The 20159-nt window shown below is 62.7% G+C and carries 22 protein-coding genes; 10 read left to right on the forward strand and 12 right to left on the reverse strand.

From position 1 onward, the window contains the following. Nucleotides 1-21 precede the first annotated feature (21 nt). Nucleotides 22-1107 carry a heat-inducible transcriptional repressor HrcA gene (hrcA, locus tag C1M53_RS02370; RefSeq protein ID WP_129410777.1) on the reverse strand — a complete coding sequence of 362 codons (1086 nt, stop codon included), beginning with the start codon at nucleotides 1105-1107 and terminating at the stop codon, nucleotides 22-24. Between the two features lie 134 nt (nucleotides 1108-1241). On the opposite strand from hrcA, the gene rph reads away from it, so the two are divergent. From rph to C1M53_RS02395, 5 genes are read left to right on the forward strand one after another with little or no spacing between them, the layout of a single operon-like run. Next, nucleotides 1242-1958 carry a ribonuclease PH gene (gene rph / locus C1M53_RS02375; protein WP_129410778.1) on the forward strand — a complete coding sequence of 239 codons (717 nt, stop codon included), beginning with the start codon at nucleotides 1242-1244 and terminating at the stop codon, nucleotides 1956-1958. A gap of 6 nt (nucleotides 1959-1964) precedes the next feature. Next, nucleotides 1965-2375, forward strand: coding sequence for a VOC family protein (locus C1M53_RS02380; protein ID WP_129415981.1), 411 nt, complete (start codon nucleotides 1965-1967; stop codon nucleotides 2373-2375). Continuing rightward, nucleotides 2376-3023 carry an RdgB/HAM1 family non-canonical purine NTP pyrophosphatase gene (gene rdgB, locus C1M53_RS02385; RefSeq protein WP_129410779.1) on the forward strand — a complete coding sequence of 216 codons (648 nt, stop codon included), beginning with the start codon at nucleotides 2376-2378 and terminating at the stop codon, nucleotides 3021-3023. Beyond that, nucleotides 3023-4180, forward strand: a complete 1158-nt coding sequence (hemW, locus tag C1M53_RS02390; protein ID WP_129410780.1) for a radical SAM family heme chaperone HemW — start codon at nucleotides 3023-3025, stop codon at nucleotides 4178-4180. The genes rdgB and hemW overlap by 1 nt, the downstream gene beginning before the upstream one ends. A gap of 7 nt (nucleotides 4181-4187) precedes the next feature. After that, entirely contained in the window at nucleotides 4188-4520 is a 333-nt protein-coding gene (locus tag C1M53_RS02395) for a low molecular weight protein tyrosine phosphatase family protein (protein ID WP_129410781.1), read from the forward strand. Nucleotides 4521-4529: 9 nt separating this feature from the next. Here C1M53_RS02395 and C1M53_RS02400 read toward each other — a convergent pair whose 3' ends face one another. After that, nucleotides 4530-4712, reverse strand: coding sequence for a hypothetical protein (locus tag C1M53_RS02400; protein WP_129410782.1), 183 nt, complete (start codon nucleotides 4710-4712; stop codon nucleotides 4530-4532). Between the two features lie 130 nt (nucleotides 4713-4842). Here C1M53_RS02400 and rsmI point away from each other — a divergent pair, with 130 nt between their 5' ends. From rsmI to C1M53_RS02415, 3 genes are all read left to right on the forward strand, one after another. Beyond that, complete coding sequence (gene rsmI, locus C1M53_RS02405; protein ID WP_129410783.1) at nucleotides 4843-5745, forward strand: 16S rRNA (cytidine(1402)-2'-O)-methyltransferase; 903 nt, start codon at nucleotides 4843-4845, stop codon at nucleotides 5743-5745. After that, a complete protein-coding gene (locus C1M53_RS02410; RefSeq protein ID WP_129410784.1) occupies nucleotides 5738-6112 on the forward strand; it encodes a YraN family protein in 375 nt (124 codons plus the stop codon). Before rsmI ends, C1M53_RS02410 begins: the two co-directional genes overlap by 8 nt. A 203-nt stretch (nucleotides 6113-6315) precedes the next feature. Then, a complete protein-coding gene (locus tag C1M53_RS02415) occupies nucleotides 6316-6546 on the forward strand; it encodes a DUF3297 family protein (RefSeq protein WP_129410785.1) in 231 nt (76 codons plus the stop codon). Nucleotides 6547-6564: 18 nt separating this feature from the next. Here C1M53_RS02415 and C1M53_RS02420 read toward each other — a convergent pair whose 3' ends face one another. Both C1M53_RS02420 and C1M53_RS02425 read right to left on the reverse strand, forming a co-directional pair. Then, nucleotides 6565-6906 carry an acylphosphatase gene (locus C1M53_RS02420; RefSeq protein ID WP_129410786.1) on the reverse strand — a complete coding sequence of 114 codons (342 nt, stop codon included), beginning with the start codon at nucleotides 6904-6906 and terminating at the stop codon, nucleotides 6565-6567. Beyond that, nucleotides 6840-8207 carry a cytochrome P450 gene (locus C1M53_RS02425; protein ID WP_129410787.1) on the reverse strand — a complete coding sequence of 456 codons (1368 nt, stop codon included), beginning with the start codon at nucleotides 8205-8207 and terminating at the stop codon, nucleotides 6840-6842. The genes C1M53_RS02420 and C1M53_RS02425 overlap by 67 nt, the downstream gene beginning before the upstream one ends. Nucleotides 8208-8358: 151 nt before the next feature. On the opposite strand from C1M53_RS02425, the gene C1M53_RS02430 reads away from it, so the two are divergent. Beyond that, complete coding sequence (locus tag C1M53_RS02430; protein WP_129410788.1) at nucleotides 8359-9198, forward strand: aminoglycoside 6-adenylyltransferase; 840 nt, start codon at nucleotides 8359-8361, stop codon at nucleotides 9196-9198. 42 nt (nucleotides 9199-9240) lie between these two features. On the opposite strand, the gene C1M53_RS02435 is transcribed toward C1M53_RS02430, so the two are convergent. Next, entirely contained in the window at nucleotides 9241-9468 is a 228-nt protein-coding gene (locus C1M53_RS02435) for a hypothetical protein (RefSeq protein ID WP_129410789.1), read from the reverse strand. A gap of 304 nt (nucleotides 9469-9772) precedes the next feature. On the opposite strand from C1M53_RS02435, the gene gyrB reads away from it, so the two are divergent. Then, nucleotides 9773-12250 carry a DNA topoisomerase (ATP-hydrolyzing) subunit B gene (gene gyrB, locus C1M53_RS02440; protein WP_129410790.1) on the forward strand — a complete coding sequence of 826 codons (2478 nt, stop codon included), beginning with the start codon at nucleotides 9773-9775 and terminating at the stop codon, nucleotides 12248-12250. Nucleotides 12251-12316: 66 nt separating this feature from the next. Here gyrB and C1M53_RS02445 read toward each other — a convergent pair whose 3' ends face one another. The 7 genes from C1M53_RS02445 to C1M53_RS02475 form a co-directional block, all read right to left on the reverse strand. Next, complete coding sequence (locus tag C1M53_RS02445; RefSeq protein WP_129410791.1) at nucleotides 12317-13069, reverse strand: ATP-binding cassette domain-containing protein; 753 nt, start codon at nucleotides 13067-13069, stop codon at nucleotides 12317-12319. 110 nt (nucleotides 13070-13179) lie between these two features. After that, nucleotides 13180-14379 carry an alanine racemase gene (locus tag C1M53_RS02450; protein WP_129410792.1) on the reverse strand — a complete coding sequence of 400 codons (1200 nt, stop codon included), beginning with the start codon at nucleotides 14377-14379 and terminating at the stop codon, nucleotides 13180-13182. A gap of 10 nt (nucleotides 14380-14389) precedes the next feature. After that, nucleotides 14390-15364 (reverse strand): ABC transporter permease, encoded by a 975-nt coding sequence (locus C1M53_RS02455; RefSeq protein ID WP_129410793.1) that lies wholly within the window; start codon nucleotides 15362-15364, stop codon nucleotides 14390-14392. Between the two features lie 42 nt (nucleotides 15365-15406). Continuing rightward, nucleotides 15407-16471 carry a substrate-binding domain-containing protein gene (locus tag C1M53_RS02460; RefSeq protein ID WP_129410794.1) on the reverse strand — a complete coding sequence of 355 codons (1065 nt, stop codon included), beginning with the start codon at nucleotides 16469-16471 and terminating at the stop codon, nucleotides 15407-15409. A 26-nt stretch (nucleotides 16472-16497) separates the two neighbouring features. Then, nucleotides 16498-17559 carry a substrate-binding domain-containing protein gene (locus C1M53_RS02465; protein WP_129410795.1) on the reverse strand — a complete coding sequence of 354 codons (1062 nt, stop codon included), beginning with the start codon at nucleotides 17557-17559 and terminating at the stop codon, nucleotides 16498-16500. A 36-nt stretch (nucleotides 17560-17595) separates the two neighbouring features. After that, nucleotides 17596-18855, reverse strand: coding sequence for a M20/M25/M40 family metallo-hydrolase (locus C1M53_RS02470; protein WP_245488413.1), 1260 nt, complete (start codon nucleotides 18853-18855; stop codon nucleotides 17596-17598). Next, a complete protein-coding gene (locus C1M53_RS02475) occupies nucleotides 18855-20069 on the reverse strand; it encodes an ROK family transcriptional regulator (protein ID WP_129410796.1) in 1215 nt (404 codons plus the stop codon). Before C1M53_RS02475 ends, C1M53_RS02470 begins: the two co-directional genes overlap by 1 nt. Nucleotides 20070-20159: the final 90 nt, after the last annotated feature.

Raw genomic sequence — 20159 nt, forward strand, 5'->3', positions numbered from 1 at the left:
CCTGGCTGGCAGTCTCAGCTATTATCGCAGCATGCGCGAAATCAGCTGCGCCGTATAGTCCACCATCGGCACAATCCGGGCATAGTTGAGGCGCGTCGGACCGATGACACCGAGGGCGCCGACGACGCGTGCATCCTTGTCGCGGTAAGGAGCGACGACCAGCGACGAGCCCGACAGCGAAAACAGCTTGTTTTCCGAGCCGATGAAGATACGCACACCCGATCCCTGTTCGGCGAGGTCGAGCAGCTGGATCAGCCCGTCCTGCGCCTCCATGTCCTCGAACAGGCGCTTCAGCAGCTCGATGTCGGCCTGGGCGGTGACATTTTCGAGCAGATTGGCGCGACCACGCACGATGAGGCGTGCCGGCAGGCCGCTCTCGGCACCGGCCCAGACGGCGAGGCCCTTTTCGACCAGATCCTGCGACAGCGCATCAAGCGCAGTGCGGGTTTCTTCCTTCAGCCGGGAAATTTCGCCGCGTGCTTCGGCCAGCGTGCGGCCGCGGATATGAGCGTTGAGAAAATTCGATGCCTCATGCAATTGTGACAGCGTGATGCCGGCCGGCAGGTCGATGACACGGTTTTCGACATCACCGCCATGAGAAACCAGCACCGCCAGGGCCTTGCCCGGCTCCAGCTGGATGAACTCGATGTGCTTCAGTGCCACTTCCGCCTTTGCGGCCAGGACCAGTCCGGCACCACGCGACATGCCCGACAGCATCTGGCTGGCTTCCGTCAGCATGTGTTCGAGCGACATGCCCTCGCCCGAAGCCTTGACCTGCGTCTCGATGGAACGGCGCTCGTCGTCGGTGAGATCACCGAACTCCATGAAGGCATCAACGAAGAAACGCAGGCCCTGCTGGGTCGGCAGCCGTCCGGCAGAAATGTGCGGTGCGTAGATCAGGCCGAGATGCTCGAGGTCGCTCATGACATTGCGGATCGTGGCCGGTGACAGCGACGAAGGCAGGATGCGCGACAGGGAGCGTGAGCCGACCGGCTCGCCGTCCCTGAGATAGGATTCGACGATGCGCCGGAAGATGTCGCGCGAGCGTATGTCGAGCGGCTGGAAGGCCGGCGATTGCATGATCGGATCGACGATGGGTTTGGTCATCGGGCACAAGATCTCCAGGGCCAAGGATATAGATTGCAACCGGGGCGACGCAAGCGACCCGTTTTCCTTTGCGCCCGATCCTGCATGGGGCTACAAGCCGGCCACGACTCCAAAACCAAGAAGAAAGAGCTTTGATGCGCCCCTCCAAACGCCAGCCTGATGAAATGCGTGCGATCTCCTTCGAGCGCGGCGTTTCCAAGCACGCCGAAGGTTCCTGCCTGGTGAAATTCGGTGACACGCATGTGCTGTGTACGGCCAGCCTGGAGGAGAAGGTACCGGGCTGGATGCGCAACTCCGGCAAGGGCTGGGTGACGGCCGAGTACGGCATGCTGCCGCGTTCGACCGGCGACCGCATGCGCCGCGAGGCTTCCGCCGGCAAGCAGGGCGGCCGCACGCTGGAAATCCAGCGCCTGATCGGCCGCAGCCTGCGCGCCGTGGTGGACATGCAGGCACTGGGCGAGGTGCAGATCACCGTCGACTGCGACGTCATCCAGGCCGACGGCGGCACCCGCACGGCGTCCATCACCGGTGGCTGGGTGGCGCTCCATGATTGCCTGCGCTGGATGGAAGCACGCCAGATGGTGAAGCTGGACAAGGTGCTGAAGGACCACGTCGCTGCCATTTCCTGCGGCATCCATGACGGCCAGCCGGTCATAGACCTCGACTATCTCGAGGATTCTTCGGCCGGTACCGATGCCAATTTCGTCATGACCGGCAAGGGCGGCATCGTTGAAATCCAGGGCACCGCCGAAGGCGAGCCCTTCTCGGAAGAGCAGTTCTCGGCACTGATGGGGCTGGCCAAGAAGGGTATTTCCCGGCTGGTGTCCCTGCAGCAGATGGCGGTGGCGTGAGGCGTGATGCAGCCTGCCGCCATCCTTGAATCCGCGCTCTACGTAACCGATCTGGAGGCGGCGGAGGCGTTCTATGCCGACATCATCGGCCTCGAGCGGATCGGCAAGGTGGCGGCCCGGCATGTGTTTTTTCGCTGCGGACAGGGCGTGCTGTTGCTGTTCAACGCGGAAGCGACAAGGCACCCACCGGCGCCCGACGCACGCCTGCCAGTGCCGCCGCATGGCACGGCCGGACAAGGACATCTGTGTTTTTCAGCCAATGCCGAGGAACTCGATCGCTGGAAAGCCCATCTGACGGCGCATGGCATCGCCATCGAGGCCGAATTCGAATGGCCGCAAGGTGGCCGTTCCATCTATCTGCGCGACCCTTCCGGCAACTCGCTGGAATTCGCCGAACCGAAAATCTGGAAGCTGTAAATGCATTCGCTCGATGGAAAGAAGATCGTCGTCGCCAGCCACAACGCCGGCAAGCTGAAGGAATTCGCCGACCTGATGGCGCCTTTCGGCTTCGAGGCGAAGTCGGCCAAGGAATACGGCCTGCCGGAACCTGACGAGACCGGCACGACCTTCGAGCAGAACGCCTACATCAAGGCACTTGCCGCCGCGCAGGCGACCGGCCTGCCGGCGCTTTCGGACGATTCCGGGCTGTGCGTCGACGCGCTCGACGGAGCCCCCGGCGTCTATACCGCCAACTGGGCCGAAAAGGCCGACGGCAGCCGCGACTTCGGCATGGCGATGCAGAAGACCGAAGATGCGCTCCAGGAAGTGAAGGCGACTGAACCGGCTCAGCGCACGGGACGTTTCGTTGCCGTCATCTGCCTGGCCTTCCCCGACGGGGAAGCCGAATATTATCGCGGGGAAGCAGAAGGCATCCTGGTGTGGCCGCCGCGTGGCGAACTCGGCTTCGGTTATGATCCGGTGTTCCGGCCCGATGGCCACGACAAGACCTTCGGCGAAATGACCGCCGAGCAGAAACACGGTTGGAAACCCGGACAGCCCGAGGCGCTGTCGCACCGCGCCCGCGCCTTCCAGAAGTTCGCCCGCGCTAGGCTGGGTTCGGCCTGATGCTGCTGGATCGGTCGCCCGGCTTCGGCGTCTACATCCATTGGCCGTTCTGCGCGGCCAAGTGCCCTTACTGCGACTTCAACAGCCATGTCCGGCACCAGCCTGTGGACCAGGAGCGCTATGCGCGCGCTTTCGAGGCAGAGCTTGCCACGATGCGCGAGCGCACCGGTCCGCGCGAGGTGACCAGCATTTTCCTCGGCGGCGGCACGCCATCGCTGATGAAACCCGAAACGGTCGGTGCCGTTCTTGACGCCGTGGCCAAAAACTGGACGGTGCCGGCCGGCATCGAAGTGACGCTGGAAGCCAACCCCTCCTCCGTCGAGGCCGAACGCTTCCGTGGCTATCGCAGCGCCGGCGTCAACCGCGTTTCGCTCGGCGTGCAGGCGCTGAATGACCGCGACCTGAAATTCCTCGGCCGGCTGCACAATGTCGAAGAGGCGCTGCATGCCATCGGGCTCGCGCGCGAAATCTTTCCGCGGCTCTCCTTCGACCTGATCTATGCTCGTCCCGGCCAGACGCCGGAGGCCTGGGAAGCGGAACTCGAGGAAGCGATCGGCTACGCCGCCGACCATCTGTCGCTCTATCAGCTGACGATCGAGGAAGGCACGCCCTTCCACATGCTGCATGCGGCAAAGAAGTTCGAAATCCCGGATGGCGACCACGCAGCCGATCTCTATCAGCTGACACAGGAGATCACCGCGGCGCGCGGCCTGCCGGCCTACGAGATCTCCAACCATGCCAAGCCAGGTGCCGAAAGCCGGCACAACCTGACCTACTGGCGTTATGGCGAATATGTCGGTGTCGGCCCAGGCGCGCATGGCCGCTTCGTCGAAAAGGCCACGCGCGTGGTGACGGTCGCGGAGAAGGTGCCTGAAACCTGGCTGGATCTGGTCGAAACCAGAGGCCACGGCGTCACCGGAGGCGAAATCCTCACCCGTTCGGAAGAGGCCGACGAATTCCTGCTGATGGGGCTGCGTCTCGCCGAAGGCATCGATCTTGCCCGCTACGAACAATATTCCGGCCGGGCCCTGCCCTCGGGTCGGCTTTCGATCCTGCAGGAGGAAGGGCTGGTCGCATCGATCGGCAACTCGCGCCTGCGTGCCACACCGGCCGGCATGATCGTGCTGGATGCCGTGGTCGCGGATCTGGCACGATAGAGCGGCAATGAAGACGGTCCTCTTCGTCTGCAGCCAGAACCGGTTGCGCAGCCCGACCGCAGAGCAGATTTTCTCGACCCGCCAGGACCTCGAAGTCTCCTCGGCTGGCACCAACAACGATGCCGAGAACCCGCTGACGCCCGAACTGGTGTCATGGGCCGACATCATTTTTGTTATGGAAAAATCCCACCGCAACAAATTGATGCGGAAATATCGGGCTCACGCAAAAAATGCCCGTGTGATCTGTCTCGACATTCCCGACGACTACGAGTTCATGGATCCGACGCTGGTGCGGCTGCTCGAAACGCGCGTTTCGCGCTATCTCGGCCCTCCGGGATAGCGTCGCAGCCTAAGCGTGATGCTTGGGGGTCTTGACCCGCTCTTTTTCGGCAAAGAGTTCGCGACCCGGCTTCAGCTCGTCCTTGCCGTGACGGTGATCGCCGTTTTCATCGCCGGAGGATTGAGAAGAACCCGTCTCGCGCGCGCTGCGCGCTTCCAGCTGGGACATGCAGGCATCGAAATGATTGGGCATCGTGTGCTTCCAGAATCACCCTTGAATTCCGCCGCGCCCTGTGTGCTGCGGCCCTGTGGCAAAGGTGTGGCGGCGCGCGACTTTTGCAAGTCTTGGCCACCCGTGCCAAACAAGGCCCACCGGAGGGCGCATGAACGGCGAAACAACCAGGAAGACCTATGTGATCGGGCAGACGGAGCTCACTGCCCGGCCGCTTGAGACGGCGCTCTATCTGGTCGCTACACCGATCGGCAACCTGGCCGACATCACTCTGCGCGCCCTGGAAACACTGGCCTCGGCCGATCTCGTCGCCTGCGAGGACACGCGTGTTTCGCGCGTGCTTCTGGAGCGCTACGGCATCCGGCGCCGCACCACTGCCTACCACGAGCACAATGCTGCGGAGGCTGGTCCAAAATTGATTGCAGCCCTCGAACAGGGACAAAGCGTCGCGCTGATTTCGGATGCCGGCACGCCGCTGGTTTCCGATCCCGGCTACCGGCTGGTCGGCGAAGCGATCGAGCGTGGCATTCGCGTCGTGCCGATACCCGGCCCTTCGGCGCCACTTGCCGCGCTGACCGCCTCCGGCCTGCCCTCCGACACCTTCCTCTTCGCAGGCTTCCTGCCGGCCAAGACTGGCCAGCGCCAGACGCGCCTGGAAGAGCTGAAGGCCGTGCCGGCGACTTTGATCTTCTTCGAGTCGCCGCGGCGGCTGGCTGAAACGCTGGGTGCGATGGCGGAGGTTCTGGGCGGTACACGCCAGGCTGCGATCGGGCGCGAACTGACCAAGACCTTCGAGGAAATGCGGCCCGGCACACTGGCCGAGCTTGCCGCGCACTACGCAGCCGCCGACACGCCGAAAGGCGAGATCGTCATCTGTGTCGGCCCGCCGGTGGCAAGAACCGAAGGTCCGGCGGACATAGACCGGTTGCTTCTTTCACTTGCGGCGGAAATGCCAACTTCCAAGGCAGCGGCAGAGGCAGCGAAGATGACCGGCGGACAGAAGCAGGTGCTTTACCGCAGGCTGCTGGAACTGAAGGAAGCGAGCGGTGGCTGAGGCCTCCGTCAGCAGGAAACGCAAATCCTACCGGCGGGGCCACCGCAGCGAATGGCTGGCCGCAATCGCCCTGACTTTCAAAGGCTATCGCATCCTCGCCCGCCGCTATCGCACCAGGCTCGGCGAGATCGACCTGATTGCGCGGCGTGGCGACCTCGTGCTGATCGTTGAAGTGAAGGCGCGACGGACATTGAAGGAAGCGATGGAAGCCGTGCAATACGAATCCGAACATCGTATCGAACGTGCCGCCGATCTGTGGCTGTCCCGGCAGCCGGACTTCGGCAAGCTTTCGGTGCGCTTCGACATGGTGGCCGTTCTGCCCTGGCGCTGGCCGGTGCATGTCGAGAACATCTTTCAGGGACACTAGAGCGTTTCCGTTTTTCACGGAAACGCGGAAACGCTCTAAGTTTTGTTTTCGCCGCATTTTTTGTAACGCCAAGTGATTCCACTTGGCTGCAAAATGCTCTAGCAGGCGGGGTCTTTACCGTGACGGGAAATGCCCTTAACAGCGCTTCCCAACCTTGATTTCGCGCTGCCTCGCCGCAGTCGCCGATGCGAATGGAGCACCCGATGAGCCTTCCCGACCGGTTGAGCAACGACCCGCGCAGCCCCTATTTCGACGCCGAAGTACTGGAGCGCGGTGTCGGCATCCTGTTCAACGGACGCGAGCGCGACGACGTCAGCGAATATTGCATCAGCGAAGGCTGGATTCGCGCGCCTGCCGGCAAGTCGAAAGACCGCTTCGGCCAGCCGATCACCATCAAGCTCAAGGGCACGGTCGAAGCGTTCCCGAAGCCGTGATGCAATCCGGGTGCCCGATCAGCCAGTGATGTCGAAATCCGCCAGTGCATCCGACTTATCGGCAGGACTTGTCTCGACACTTTTGACGTGAGCGCCGGACGGTCCTTGCTGGAAGCGCTTCAGCATCCCGGCCACGGCTTCGTTTGGACCGGCAATCAAGGCGCTGACCGAGCCGTCAGGCTCGTTGCGTACCCAGCCGCGCAGGCCAAGGTGCTGCGCCTCGCGTTGTGTCCACGCGCGAAAGCCGACACCCTGAACGCGGCCGGCGACGCGGACGAGCACCGCCTGGCTGTTCACCGTCTCACCACCCGCATCGGCAAACCACCCTCGGGCTGGGTTGTCAGCTTCTGGACCGGCCATGGTTTTGTCTCGGCCACCGTGTCGAAACGGTAGCGAGACAGAAGGACGGCGAGTGCGATGATCGCCTCCTGCATGGCGAAACTCGCCCCGATGCATACGCGCGGCCCTGCGCCGAATGGCAGGTATTGGAACCGATCCATCTTTTCCCGATTTCCGGGATGGAAACGCTCCGGCATGAAGGCATCGGGATGGTCCCACAGCTTGCGATGGCGATGCACCACCCAGGGCATCACCAGGACAGCGGCGCGTGGCGGGATGTAGAGCCCGTTGAAGGTCTCCGCTTCGATCGGCTCGCGGTTGATTGACGGTGCCGGTGGGTAGAGCCGCAACGCCTCCTCGAAAACGGCGCGTGTGAGCGGCATGGCATCCAGCCACTTCGTCGGATCCGTTTCGCACGCGAGAACAGCATCGATCTCGGCCTCCACCGGCTCCCGCTCCCAAGGCGCCTCGGCCAGGCAATACAGCGTCCAGCCGAGCGCACGCGCGGTCGTCTCGTGGCCGGCGCCGATGAAGGTGATGATGTTGTCCTCGACCTCGGCGCGGGTCAGCCCGTCCGGGCCTTCGGCCTTGAGCAGCAGGGTGAGAAAGTCCTGCGGTACGCCGTCCGGGTCGAGCTTCAGGCGTTCTTCGCGCATCAGCACGGTGTTGGCGACGATGTTGCGAAAATAGGCCAGCGACTTGCGACCACGGATACGGGTCAGCCTCGGCAACCAGTCCGGCGCACGCAGAAGGTCGAGTGGATCCACCCGCCCCATGGTCTCGAACAGCCGGTCGATCTGGCTGGCGAAACTGCCTGGCTCGCCGGCAATTTCGTTCGAAAACAGGGTCTCTGCCAGGATCTCGTAGGTCAGCATGGTCATGTCGTGAGCGACGTCGGTGACCGTGCCATCCTCATAGCGATCGACGAACTCGTTCGTGCGCTTCAGCATCGGAGCAGCGAAGCCGAAGATGTGGCGCGGTGTGAACACCGGCGCCATCGCCTTGCGCGAACGCTTCCACACATCGCCCTCGGCTGTGAGCAGGCCGTCGCGCAGGATGGGGCGCAGGATCTTCTGGCGCACCGTCGCCATCCTGTAGTTCCTGGCGTTGTCGACCAGCACGTGGCGGATCAGCGCCGGATCGTTGGCGACGACCAAAGGCCCGCCGATACCGGTCACCGAGATCCACGGCTCGTTGTAAGACGGCTCGCCCCACAGCTCGAGCGGATTGCGGTAGACAATGCGCATCATCTCCAGCGTCGAGGGCGGCTCCGTGCGCGGTTTCGGCGCCGGTGGGACGAAGGGGGCTGGCTTGGTATCCATGACGTCTTCCTGACTGACCACAATGTAGTGGGCGCCAATAGCGGCGTCCATGCGGCGTGGCGGCGGTATCAGGCGAGCAACCCGTTTTGTACCTTGTACGAGCCAGCGCCGCTCCTACCTGTGAGACATCCGGTCCCAAGGAGTTTCACCCATGACACGCACCGAAATCCTGGATGCCATCGTCGGATGGGCAAAGGCTCACAAGGGCGTCGAAGCGCTTGTCCATACCGGCTCCCTGGTTCGCCCCGACAACCGCGCCGATGAATTTTCAGACCTCGATATCGAAATCATCGCCGCCAGGCCTGCCAGCCTCGCCTCGAACGATGGCTGGCTGGCCGAGATCGGCGAACTCATCACCGTGCTGCGTCTCGACGAGGAAGACCAGGACTGGCCGACCCGGCTGGCCATCTTCGAGGGCGGCGTGAAAGTCGACTTCACCGTCGCCGACCGCAGACGTCTGGAAGAGATGATCAAGTCCGGCCTCGACCCGCTCTACGAACGCGGCTACCGGGTTCTGCTCGACAAGTCGGGCGTCACGACAGCTCTGCCGACCGCATCCCATCGGTTTCCGATCCCCTCGCTGCCATCACCGGACGAGTTTCGCGAACGCGTCGAGGAATTCTGGTTCGAAGCCTTCCATATTCCCAAATATCTCGCCCGCGGCGAGCTTTTCCTGGTCAAGCAGCGTGACTGGACCATGAAGGAGCTGTTGCTCGAAATGATCGAGTGGCATGCCGTCGCGACGAACCACGAGCCGGTCGACGTCTGGCACAACGGCACCCGCCTCAAGGAGTGGACCGATCCCGATACCTGGCGTGCGTTGCAGGAAACATTTGGCCGTTTCGACGCCGGCGATCAGATGCGCGCCTTCGACGAGACCACAAAGCTCTATGGCCGGCTTGGCCGCGAGGTCGCAGCACGCGCCGGTTTCCAGTACCCGCAAAAGGTCGAGGACAAGATCCGCGCACTCGGCGACCAGACCGCCCAATAGACGCTTGAAGGCGCCTGCGCGCCGAACACTGCGGCCGGAGACCTAGTTCCTCAGTTCCTTGCGTTCCAGGAACCGCTTCAGGCTCTCGCGGATATCGGCTTCGTCAAACACGCCTTGCGAGAACAGATCCATGGCGGCGCGAGCCAGATTTTCCGCGGCCACGCTGCCGCGCGTGAGCCCACGCTGGGTGCAGATGTCGTCGTAGATGTCCTTGAGCAACTTGAGGTCGTCAGGATACGCTGCCCCAGTCGATGAATGGGAGATCACCATCACTCACTCCCTGCACGCGGGTCGGAAGCCCTTTGGTTGGATGTAGTCAGCGACGCCCCGATCAAGATCGCCAACATCTCATCATACGATGACACGGCCGAATGTCCAATACGCGTCGCCACACCCGTATGCTCATCCCGCTCCAGATCGCCCTCGCATTTCTGGTGCCCCTTCGTTATCCCCGCTCAAGCACCCTGCAAACCTTGGAAAAACCGCCTTTTACCCCTATATCTGTGTCTTCGGGACGAGCACGATTCGGGCGCTTCCTGCGCCTTCTAGAACGGTATCGAACAAACAGGTTTTCATGAGCGATCAGAGCGACAACGCCAACGGCGGCAGCGCCGAGTATGGCGCCGATTCCATCAAGGTTCTCAAAGGCCTGGATGCGGTGCGCAAGCGCCCCGGCATGTATATCGGTGACACCGACGACGGCTCGGGCCTGCACCACATGGTCTATGAGGTGGTCGACAACGCCATCGACGAAGCGCTGGCTGGCCATGCCGACCTGGTGACGGTAACGCTCAATCCCGACGGTTCGTGCACGGTGATCGACAACGGTCGCGGTATTCCGACCGACCTGCACCCGACAGAAGGCGTCTCTGCGGCCGAAGTCATCATGACCCAGTTGCACGCCGGCGGTAAGTTCGACCAGAACTCCTACAAGGTATCCGGCGGTCTGCATGGCGTCGGTGTCTCGGTGGTCAACGCGCTGTCGGTATGGCTGCGCATCAAGGTTCGTCGCGACGGCAAGATCCACGAAATGAGCTTCACCCACGGCGATGCCGACGCGCCGTTGAAGGTGACCGGCACCTATGAGCAGGAGAAACTCCCCGGCACCTATGAGGGCCGCAGCGGTTCGGAAATTACCTTCCTGCCCTCCTCCGACACCTTCAAGGGCGTCACGGAGTTCGACTACGGCACTCTGGAACACCGGCTTCGTGAACTCGCTTTCCTGAACTCCGGCGTGCGCATCGTGCTGACCGACAAGCGCCATGCCGACGTCAAGACGCAGGAACTGCACTATGAGGGCGGGCTGGAAGAGTTCGTCAAATATCTCGACCGTTCCAAGAAATCGCTGATCGAGAAGCCGATCGCCATCAAGAACGAACGCGACGGCATCACCGTGGAAGTGGCGATGTGGTGGAACGACAGCTACCACGAGAATGTGCTGGCCTTCACCAACAACATCCCGCAGCGCGATGGCGGCACCCATCTGGCCGGATTCCGTGGTGCGCTGACGCGCCAGGTGACCGGCTATGCCGACACATCGGGGCTGACCAAGAAAGAGAAGGTCACGCTGACCGGCGACGATTGCCGCGAAGGCCTGACTGCCGTGCTTTCGGTGAAGGTGCCGGATCCGAAATTCTCGTCACAGACCAAGGACAAGCTGGTGTCGTCGGAAGTGCGCCCGGTAGTCGAAAGCCTCGTCAACGAGGCGCTCGGCACCTGGCTGGAGGAACATCCATCCGAAGCAAGGACATTGATCGGCAAGGTCGTGGAAGCCGCCGCCGCTCGTGAAGCGGCACGCAAGGCGCGTGAATTGACCCGCCGCAAGGGCGTGCTCGACATCACCTCGCTGCCCGGCAAGCTTGCCGACTGTCAGGAACGCGATCCGGCCAAGTCAGAAATCTTCATCGTCGAGGGTGACTCGGCAGGCGGCTCGGCCAAAAGCGGCCGCTCGCGCCAGAACCAGGCGATCCTGCCGCTGCGCGGCAAGATCCTCAATGTCGAGCGCGCACGTTTCGACCGCATGCTGTCGTCCGACATGATCGGTACGCTGATCACGGCGCTCGGCACCTCGATCGGCAAGGACGAGTTCAATGCCGACAAGTTGCGCTACCACAAGATCATCATCATGTCGGACGCCGACGTCGACGGTGCCCACATCCGCACGCTGCTGCTCACCTTCTTCTTCCGGCAGATGCCGGAGCTGATCGAGCGCGGTCATCTCTATATCGCGCAGCCGCCGCTGTATAAGGTCAGCCGCGGCAAGAGCTCGCAATACATCAAGAACGAAGGCGCCTTCGAGGAATTCCTGATTTCCTCCGGTGTCGAGGATGCTTCGCTCACCCTCACCTCGGGTGAAGTGCGTATCGGCCAGGACCTGGCTTCCGCGGTGAGCGACGCGCTGGGCGTGCGCCAGCTGATCAATGGCCTGCACACCCGCTACAACCGCAGCGTGGTCGAACAGGCCGCGATCGCCGGCGGCCTCAACCCGGCTGTCTTCAGCGACCTCGGCCGCGCCAATGCCATGGCCGAAACGATCGCAAAACGGCTCGACGTCATCGCCGAGGACACCGAGCGTGGCTGGCAGGGACGCACGTCGACGTCCAATGATGGTACAGGCGGCTATGTGTTCGAACGTACCGTGCGCGGCGTGCGCGAGGTGGTGCAGCTCGACATGGGCCTGATCAACTCGGCCGACGCGCGTCAGCTCGACCGTTACGCAACCCGCCTTGCCGAGGTCTACTCCGAACCGCCGCAACTGCGCCGTCGTGAGACCTCGGAGATGATTTCCGGCCCGCTTGCCTTGCTTGACGCGATCTTCGCGGCCGGCAGGAAGGGCCTGACCATGCAGCGCTACAAAGGTCTCGGCGAGATGAACGCCGAGCAACTGTGGGAAACGACGCTCGATCCGAACGTGCGCTCGCTGCTGCAGGTGAAGGTCAACGATGCCACCGATGCGGACTCGCTGTTCGCGAGGCTGATGGGTGACGAAGTGGAGCCGCGTCGCGAGTTCATCCAGGAGAACGCGCTGAGCGTGGCCAACCTGGATATCTGAGCGACCTGCACTACCTCGCTGACGCGTTTCCGAGACGCGTCAGCTGCTATCGATGTTTGTTCCGCCTTATTGCTGCTGCAGGCCGGTGATCATGGCGATGATCTCGTTCTTGTCGGTCTTTGCCGTCTCGCGCACGCCGATCTGCTTGCCGCGACGCAATACACAGATGCGATCGGAGAGTCGGAAGACCTGATCGAGGCTGTGGCTGATGATCAGCACACCGATGTTGCGCCGCTTCAGCGAGAGAACGATCTCCTCGACCTTGGCAGTTTCAGCGACGCCGAGTGCGGCCGTCGGTTCATCGAGCAGGATCAGCTTGCTCGCCCAGTGCGTGGCGCGTGCGATCGCCACGCCCTGACGCTGGCCGCCCGACAGGTCGCGAATGGTGGCGTGCGCGGAAGGAATGCGCACATCGAGTTCCTTCACCAAGGTTTCGGTCTCGGCGATCATGCGGCGCCTGTCCAGCAGGCCGAGACTATTCACCGGCTCCCTGCCGAGGAACATGTTCATGTAGACGCTCTGCTGATCGGCGAGAGCAAGATCCTGATAGACCACCTCGATGCCGTGCGATCGCGCCATGGTGGCATTGGACATGGTCACCGTCTCGCCCTCGATGAAGATCGTGCCGGAGGTCGGTGAATGAACGCCGGAGATGATCTTGATCAGCGTCGACTTGCCGGCCCCATTGTCGCCGACCAGCGCAACGATCTCGCCCGGATAAACCTCGAGCGAGAAGTTCTCGATCGCGGTGATGCCGCTGAACGTCTTGTGGATGTCCTGCAGCTTGAGCACCGGTGCATTTGCCTCGGAAGGGGTCATGACAAATCTCCTAGAGCATTTTTAGCCAAGTGAGATCACCTGGCGTTACAAAAATGCTTCGAAAACAAAAACTTAGATCGTTTCTGCGTTTCCATGAAAAACGAAACGCTCTAGACCGGCCAGGCAGCCGTCTCGCCAAAACCGTTTTCGATGGTCTCGACCTTCGGCTGGCCTTTCGAAATGCCGGAGACGCCGACGACGAAGGCGCGGGTGACGAAGGCCTGGCCACGGAAGCCGAAGACCGCCGTATCGCCGGGTTTGGGTGCCGACGGCCCGGTGGCGTCGATCATCGCGTAGTAGTCGATCGCAGAAGGTGGCGGCACCTCGACACTGCGCAACGCTATCGCCGCTACGGTTGGCTCGGCACCGACCAGGGCTTTCACGTCGTAATCCGGGAAGATCGGGTCGATGTAGAAGCCGCCGCCCAGGCAATAGGCCTTGCCACCCGCAAGATGCGAAACTTCGGTGAGGTAAAGCACCGCCGGCAGCTCCGGCAGGTCCTCCATGACATGCAATGCGGTGGTGCCGTGCAGACCATTGCCCGGTTCGCATTGCGTCGCGCCGGCATCGGCAAGGGCCTGCAGCATCACCGCCGAGGTCGTGCCGGGTGCGTTGATCTCGATATCCTTGCGGCCGGCTTTCGTTAGAGCCTCCGCGGCCTTCGAAAGGGTCGAGAGGTTGTGCGTCGGCAGAACCTTGCGCGTGGCCTGATCGAACAGCAGCGCCGGGAATGTGGTGATGCCGGCGAAACGCCCTCCATCCAGCGCATCCAGGCGATCGGCGACGGTGGTGACGTCGGCAGCATCGTAGCCGCCTTCATGACCGCGATAGAAAGTGTCGCCTTCGGCACGAATGCGCGCCAGCAGGTCCTGCGTGCGCCCCGCAGCCTTCGCGCCGGCTGCAGCCTCTTGTGCCTTGCTGTCGTTGAAGACCGTCCAGTAGTCGGGCGCGAATGTCTTTGCCGCGGCGGCGGCTTCGTGGCGCGCGACCTGCTGCAGGTGACCGAGATGGCCGAGTTTCAAGCCGGCCTTGTGGGTGGCACGCGCGCAGGCCATGTCGACAGCGACGGCGCGATCGATACCGCCGCGCTTGACCGCGTGGCAGAATGAACTGGAACGGCCGACCTGCTTGGTCATGGCAAAGGCTTTCAGCCCGAGCCTGGCGGCCTCGTCGGCCAGCACACGGGCGTTGCGTTCGACCATGTCCAGATCGAGGACATAGGCGTTTGCCGGAATCTTCCCCTGCTGGTGCAAGGCCATCGCGGCTTCGATGAAAGCCGGGTTGCGGTGGCGCAGAACGTCGAGAAACATGATTGCTCCTTCAGCGGGACTTTTCGCGCAGCGACACGGCGACTGCAGCCAGGATGATGAGGCCTCTGACGATCATCTGGTCCGAGACCGACAGGCCCATGAGGATGAGGCCGTTGTTGAGCATGCCCATCATCAGCGAGCCGACCAGAGCGCCGATGATCGATCCCCTGCCGCCGTTCAGCAGCGTGCCACCGACGATGACGGCGGCGATGACGGTCATCAGGTCGGTTTCACCGAGCGTGTATTTGGCGGCTTGCAGGCGACCGGCATAAAGCAGGCCGGCAAGGCCGGCGAGGCTGCCGCTGATCGCCATGACGGCCAGCCGGATGCGTGGCACGCTGATGCCGGAGACGCTGGCGGCGCGCGCGTTGTCGCCGGTCGCCAGGACATGGGCGCCGAAACGGGTCTCACGGTAGATGATGTGGCCGATCGCCACGGCAATTGCCGTCCACCAGATCAGCGACGGGATGCCGAGAAAAACGCCCGAGCCGAAGAAGCCGGTGAAGACACTGTCGGTAACCGGAATGGAGCGCAGGTCCGTCATTGATCGCGACACGCCTGCAAACAGCCCCAGTGTCGCCAGTGTCACCAGGAAGGAAGGCAGTTTTACGTAGGCGACCAGTGCGCCATTAAGCAGGCCGACAAGCAGTCCGGCGCCGAGACCGGCCAGGACACCCGCGACAAGACCGTATTGGCCAAGCGTCACTGCTGCCGCCAATGCCGCCACCGCGACCGTCGAGCCGATCGAAAGGTCGATTTCACCAGCCGACATCACGAAGACGAGGCCGATCGCCATGATCGTGGCCGGCGCGGTCTGCAGCACGATGTTGGAGAGGTTGCGGACAGTCAGGAAGCCGCTGTCTTTCAGCACAACGGCGAAGAACAGGAAAATGGCCAGGAAGCCAAGATAGACGACATATTGCTGCAGGTTGAAGCGGCTGGCCAGACTTTGGCCGGCAGCGCTCGTGTTGGCACTGGACATCATTCTTCCTCCGGGAAAGACAGGGCTGCGCCCCTGCGTCCTTCTTTACTTCGTGGCTTCCGCGATGCTCGCCGGCATGTCTTTGTGGAGCGACTTCTTCCAGCCTTCAGCAACGGTCTCCTTGGTGACGGCTAGCGAATCCACCACCAGGAAGGGTTCAGCCTGCTTGCCGACCAGCGAACCAGCGGCCGCGCGCGCGACGGTGACGCCGATGTCGTAGGCTTCGTCGGCCACCAGCGCGGCGATGTTGCCGCCCTTGACCATATCCAGTGCGGCCGGTTCGTTGAGATCGAGCGTGACGATCTTCGTATGCGTGTTGCCGGCGTTGCGCAGGATGGAAAGCACGCTGAGCGCAGGTTCCGCCCAGGTGACGTAGATGCCGTCGAGGTCCGGGTTCTGCGTGACCATCGCCTGCGCAATCTCCTCGGCGCGCGCGGGATCGGCCATTCCGGCCTCCGCGACGATCTTCATATCGGGATAGTTCTTTTCGATCGTCGCCTTGAAGGCACCGTCACGCTGGTTGGTGACGTAGAAGTCGGCGTCGTGGAAGATGTAGCCGACCTTGCCTTTCTTGCCGAGCGCTTCAGCCATGGCGATGCCGGCCTTGTTGCCCATCTGGAACAAGTCGTCGGAGACGATGGTGACGTAGTCCTTGCCATGCTCGTAGCCGGCTGGCGAATTGTCGACGAAAGCCAGCTTCACGCCGGCAGAGCGAACCGGATCATAAACGCTGGCCGCACTGGCCGGGTCGACCGGCAGCGAAACGATGATAGACGGCTTCTTGGCCAGCACCGTCTCCACATCCGCCTTCTGGCGGGCACTGTCGAAACCGGCATCGGTCTGGGCAACGACCTCGATGCCGAAGCGCCTGAACTCGTCCTGGGCGCCGCGGTTGACCGCGTTGGTGTATTCGCTCATCTCGTGCCAGACCAGCGCAGCAGTGAACTTGCCGTCCCTGATCTTCTGCTCCTGATCTTGGCTCAGCACCATGCTGGCCGCCGGCGTCGGCTTCTCGCCATGCGGACCGGTGGTCACGCCCTCGGCCGCAAAGGCCGACGTCGCCGTCAGCAGAGCAGCGAAGAGCGCGAGGCTTTTGATTTTCTTCGACATTGTTTCCTCCCCGCAGGGCAGCCATACTACTTCGCTGCGTCGAGCACCGATTTCGGCGCATCACGGTTCAGCGATTCCTTCCAGCCATCGGCGACATTTTCCCTGGTGACCGTCAGTGCCGGCGCGACCACAAACGCCGGTGTCTGCTGGCCGAGCAGCGATTTCATGCCGGCAGCAGCCATGGCACGCCCAAGCTCATAGGCCTTGTCGGCGACGAGCGCGGTGACGTTGCCACCCTTGACCATGTCGAGCGCGACCGGCTCTGCGAGATCGAGCGTGACGATCCTGGTCTTGGTGTTGCCGGCCGAGCGCAATGCGGAAAGCACGCCGTCGGCAGGTTCGGCCCAGGTCACGTAAATACCGTCGAGGTCCGGGGTCTGCAGCAGCATCGCGTTGGCGATCTCTTCGGCGCGCGCCGGATCCGAGATGCCCTTTTCGGCGACGATCTTGATGTCGGGATAGCTCTTTTCGATTGTGGTCTTAAACGCCTGGTCGCGCTGGTTGGTCACGTAGTAGCTGGCGTCGTGGTAGATGTAGCCGACCTTGCCCTTGCTACCGATCGCCTTGGCGAGCGCATCGGCTGCCTGCTTGCCCATCTGGAACAGATCATCCGTGACGATCGACGCATAGTCGCTGCCCTGCTTGTAGCCGCTCGGCACATTGGACAGGAACACCAGTTTGGTTCCGTCCTTCACTGCCTGGCGAAACGCCTCGGCAGACGTGACGGGATCGAGCGGCAGCGCCAGGATGATGTTCGGCTTGGCAGCCAGCGCCGTTTCGATGTCACTGCGCTGGCGAGCCGCATCGAAACCCGCATCCGTGGTCACGGCGATATCGACGCCGGCACGCGCGAATTCGTCCTTGGCGCCGGCAGAGACGGCATTGGTGAAGTCCGAAGAGGTATGCCACAGCAGCGCCGCCTTGTAGCCCTTGCCCTTCAGCGCACCGATGTCGGCATCACTCAGCTTGACCTCCGCGCTTGGCGTGGCGGTCTCGCCAGCCGGCCCGACCGTTTGCGCGAAGGCGACACTGGTGGCCAGCATCAGGCCACCTGCCAGTGAGACACCCAACAGTTTCTTCAAGATCATTTTTTCCTCCCTTTGTTATCTGTCAAAATTCCAAAATCATTCGACGACACCGCAGTAGCGGGCCATGAAGGCAGCGAAACCGACGACGCCGGCGAGATATTCCTCGACGTCGACGTGCTCTTCGTAGGTGTGGCAGTTGCGGATATCGCCTGGTGCGCAATAGACGGCCGGGATACCGAGCCGATTGACGAAGAAGGGCTGCTCCGACCAGAACGGCGCGCCTTCGACGACCCCGCGCCCGGTCAATGCTGTAGCCATTTCGGCCGAGAGCATGCGCACTTCCCGTGCCGTCTCGTCGATCTCGGCGGCGGTACCACCAAGCGCATGGTCACGGCCGGCCGGATAGGAGAATTCGACCAGGATTTCCGGATCGTTGATGGCCTCGCGCACGGCTTTCTCGATGTCGGCGGCAGCGACATCGAGGGACTCTCCCGGCAGCAACTTGCGGATCAGCGACAACGAACAGCGCTCCGGCACGGCGATGTAGCCACCACCGGTCAGGCCTGTGATCAGCAGGAAGCTGCGTCCAACCAGCTTGTGTTCGGCGCGTGCAGCGATCTCATCGGAATGCTTCCACAGTGCGGTCATGGCGGCATGGCTGGCGCGCAGCGCGTCCTTGCCGAGTTCCGGTACGCCGAAATAGGCGGATTTGCCGGTGATGGTGATGTCGGTGATGAAGAAGCCGATCTGCGCCGGATAGACCGAAAGCCGGGTCGGCTCGACATAGACGGTGAAATCCGGACGCTCCACGTCGCCCGCTTCGATGCGCGAGACGAAATGCTTGATGCCGGCGGATACGCCTGTGCCGGGCTGGCCGCTTTCCTCGTCGCCGACAAAGGCGAAGGCAACGTCGCCGGCCAGCCTGATACCGGCCCGATCGAGCAGGGACAGCGCGGCAAGAGATGCCGAAATGCCTGCCTTCAAGTCGCCGCTGCCTCGCCCCCAGACCGCATTGTCGATGACAGGCGCCCCGAACGGATCCTCGCGTTCGGTTCCAGCCCAATGTTCGCGCCAGCCATCGACATGAACCGTGTCGGTGTGGCCGATGAACAGCAAACGCTTGCCTTGCCCTGCCCCCTTGCGCTCCGCCCAGATGTTCGGGCGGCCAGGCAGGAATTCGCTGGTCTTCAACCCCGTCAAACCCAGGGCCGTCATTTTCTCCTCGAGATAGGCGACGAAGTTTGCCTCATTGCCGGTGATGCTTTCGTGCTGCACGGCGCCGCGGAAAAGCGCCAGAGCTTCATCGCGGTCGAGCACAGCGCGCAAGCGCCCGGTCAGATCAGCCGCCATCGTCATCACACAGCCTCCCGAAGTGCCGCGCTCATATTGGCGGGCGGCAGTGAGATCCGACCATCAGGCGCATTGACCCCGAAGAGCGAATTGTGGAGCTGACCAAGACCAATCGCCGCCGCGCCCACGATCGCTGCGCGCGATCCGAGCTCACCTGTCTCGACATTGACAGGATAGGGGAAACACTGCGGCAGGAGAGATCTCACCCGCGCCAGCATTTCCGGACGCAGGCCGATGGAGCCACCCAGAATGACCTTTTCCGGATTGGCGATGGCGGCAATGGCAGCGATGCCTCTGGTCAGGTAGCGAGCGGTCTCGTCCAGGACGGTCAGTGCAGCTTCGTCGCCGGCTTCGGCCCTCTCGAAGATGCCCGGAACGCCGAGCTGCTCGCCGGAGAGAATGGCATAACGTTCAACGATGCCGTGCGACGCAACAGCACGCTCGAAGGCGCCCGTGCGCAGCGACTCCGCTTCGAATGGGTCGGCACCCAGGGGCAGGAAACCCAACTCACCGGCAGCGTTGATAGCGCCCCGCACCAGGTGGCCACCGACCATCAGCCCGGAACCCACACCGGTGCCGAGGGCAACATAGGCAAGATTGTCGATGCCTTGTCCTTGCCCCAGCCAATTCTCGCCGAGAACGGCCAGGTTGACGTCGTTCTCCAGCATCGTGTCAAAGCCGAAACCGCGTTCGAAAGCCGCGACCACATCCATCGTGTCGAAATCGGCGATGTTGGGTGCCATCAGCACACGACCGGTCGTGTTGTCAGGCGCACCTGGAACACCGATCACCGCCAGGCGGATCTTCGCGCGAGGAATTCCGCGGCGCGACGCGGCCTGGAAAGCCAGGGCAACGATCTGATCGACGATATGCTGGCCGCCGCGCGGATCGGTCGGAACCGTATCCTCTGCAAAGATCTGGCAGGCAAGGTCGGTGATCGCTACGCGAACCTTGGTACCGCCGAGATCGACGGCGACGATGTAGGCGGCGTCATAGACCAGTTCATAGGTGACAGCCGTACGCCCGACATGGCCACTGGTACGCCCGGTCTCCTGCACCCAGCCGTCCTGCTCCAGAGTGCGTACGATCTCCGAGATCGTCTGCTTGGAAAGTCCGGTCTGCTTGGCGATCGACGCCCGCGAGATCGGCCCGCCCTGCACGACGGCCTCCATGACCGAGCGCTGCGAAAATCGCCGCGAGATGCGCAGGCTGTCCGTCATCGCCACCCCATTAATTCGTTCTATAACCGAACTTATTGTGATGAAACGAGACCGTCAATCGGAAATCTCACCTGCGGCCGGTGAAAACTC

Source organism: Mesorhizobium sp. Pch-S (assembly GCF_004136315.1).
GTDB lineage: Bacteria > Pseudomonadota > Alphaproteobacteria > Rhizobiales > Rhizobiaceae > Mesorhizobium.

Excerpts from the sequence above, each read along its gene's own strand:
- hrcA (WP_129410777.1), bottom strand. The coding sequence starts at position 1,107 with ATGACCAAACCCATCGTCGATCCGATCATGCAATCGCCGGCCTTCCAG.
- rph (WP_129410778.1), top strand. The coding sequence starts at position 1,242 with ATGCGCCCCTCCAAACGCCAGCCTGATGAAATGCGTGCGATCTCCTTC.
- C1M53_RS02380 (WP_129415981.1), top strand. The coding sequence starts at position 1,965 with ATGCAGCCTGCCGCCATCCTTGAATCCGCGCTCTACGTAACCGATCTG.
- rdgB (WP_129410779.1), top strand. The coding sequence starts at position 2,376 with ATGCATTCGCTCGATGGAAAGAAGATCGTCGTCGCCAGCCACAACGCC.
- hemW (WP_129410780.1), top strand. The coding sequence starts at position 3,023 with ATGCTGCTGGATCGGTCGCCCGGCTTCGGCGTCTACATCCATTGGCCG.
- C1M53_RS02395 (WP_129410781.1), top strand. The coding sequence starts at position 4,188 with ATGAAGACGGTCCTCTTCGTCTGCAGCCAGAACCGGTTGCGCAGCCCG.
- C1M53_RS02400 (WP_129410782.1), bottom strand. The coding sequence starts at position 4,712 with ATGCCCAATCATTTCGATGCCTGCATGTCCCAGCTGGAAGCGCGCAGC.
- rsmI (WP_129410783.1), top strand. The coding sequence starts at position 4,843 with ATGAACGGCGAAACAACCAGGAAGACCTATGTGATCGGGCAGACGGAG.
- C1M53_RS02415 (WP_129410785.1), top strand. The coding sequence starts at position 6,316 with ATGAGCCTTCCCGACCGGTTGAGCAACGACCCGCGCAGCCCCTATTTC.
- C1M53_RS02420 (WP_129410786.1), bottom strand. The coding sequence starts at position 6,906 with ATGGCCGGTCCAGAAGCTGACAACCCAGCCCGAGGGTGGTTTGCCGAT.
- C1M53_RS02425 (WP_129410787.1), bottom strand. The coding sequence starts at position 8,207 with ATGGATACCAAGCCAGCCCCCTTCGTCCCACCGGCGCCGAAACCGCGC.
- C1M53_RS02430 (WP_129410788.1), top strand. The coding sequence starts at position 8,359 with ATGACACGCACCGAAATCCTGGATGCCATCGTCGGATGGGCAAAGGCT.
- C1M53_RS02435 (WP_129410789.1), bottom strand. The coding sequence starts at position 9,468 with ATGGTGATCTCCCATTCATCGACTGGGGCAGCGTATCCTGACGACCTC.
- gyrB (WP_129410790.1), top strand. The coding sequence starts at position 9,773 with ATGAGCGATCAGAGCGACAACGCCAACGGCGGCAGCGCCGAGTATGGC.
- C1M53_RS02445 (WP_129410791.1), bottom strand. The coding sequence starts at position 13,069 with ATGACCCCTTCCGAGGCAAATGCACCGGTGCTCAAGCTGCAGGACATC.
- C1M53_RS02450 (WP_129410792.1), bottom strand. The coding sequence starts at position 14,379 with ATGTTTCTCGACGTTCTGCGCCACCGCAACCCGGCTTTCATCGAAGCC.
- C1M53_RS02455 (WP_129410793.1), bottom strand. The coding sequence starts at position 15,364 with ATGATGTCCAGTGCCAACACGAGCGCTGCCGGCCAAAGTCTGGCCAGC.
- C1M53_RS02460 (WP_129410794.1), bottom strand. The coding sequence starts at position 16,471 with ATGTCGAAGAAAATCAAAAGCCTCGCGCTCTTCGCTGCTCTGCTGACG.
- C1M53_RS02465 (WP_129410795.1), bottom strand. The coding sequence starts at position 17,559 with ATGATCTTGAAGAAACTGTTGGGTGTCTCACTGGCAGGTGGCCTGATG.
- C1M53_RS02470 (WP_245488413.1), bottom strand. The coding sequence starts at position 18,855 with ATGACGATGGCGGCTGATCTGACCGGGCGCTTGCGCGCTGTGCTCGAC.
- C1M53_RS02475 (WP_129410796.1), bottom strand. The coding sequence starts at position 20,069 with ATGACGGACAGCCTGCGCATCTCGCGGCGATTTTCGCAGCGCTCGGTC.